Annotated in this window: 1 pseudogene; it reads right to left on the bottom strand. The window is 65.1% G+C overall.

The features are described from left to right. Positions 1–139: 139 nt before the first annotated feature. Positions 140–473 (bottom strand): annotated as a pseudogene (locus tag VG556_RS22425) (hypothetical protein); the annotation flags it as partial.

Here is a 473-nt window from a genome sequence, read left to right as displayed (position 1 = left end):
GACATAGACGCCTTTGTGGTGGCCCAGGAAGTCGTCGGAAGCGATAGCGGTGGAATTCATCGCGGAATTATAGGCCTGTGGCCCGATCCGCTTTCAGTAGATCCACGCCATGCGTGGATTGCCGGACTGGCCTGGGCGATCACAGGTACCGCAACCACGGCAGGTCACGCCTTCGCGCCTTGAACCGCGCGAATGCCCGGGTCGGCGGGTACAGCACCACCGCCAGCGCACAGGCCACCAGCAGCAGGCCGCTGACCGAATCCAGGGCATACAACTCGCCATGGGTCGGCCCCCAGGCCGCCAGCGCGCCCAGGTACAGCGCCTTCAACACATACAGGTGCAGCAGGTAGAAGAACATCGGCGCGGCGCCGATATCGGCCAGCGGGCGCAGCGCACGCGCCAGTGGCGGCCATTCGTACAGGCGCAGCAGCAACAACCCCACGCCCAGGGTCAACAGCAGGAACTGCAGAGAC

The sequence above is a fragment of the Stenotrophomonas sp. CASM106 genome, assembly GCF_049384825.1.
Lineage (GTDB): Bacteria > Pseudomonadota > Gammaproteobacteria > Xanthomonadales > Xanthomonadaceae > Stenotrophomonas > Stenotrophomonas muris.
Note: the sequence above shows the minus strand (reverse complement) of the source record. Positions and strands in the feature narration are given on the sequence as shown.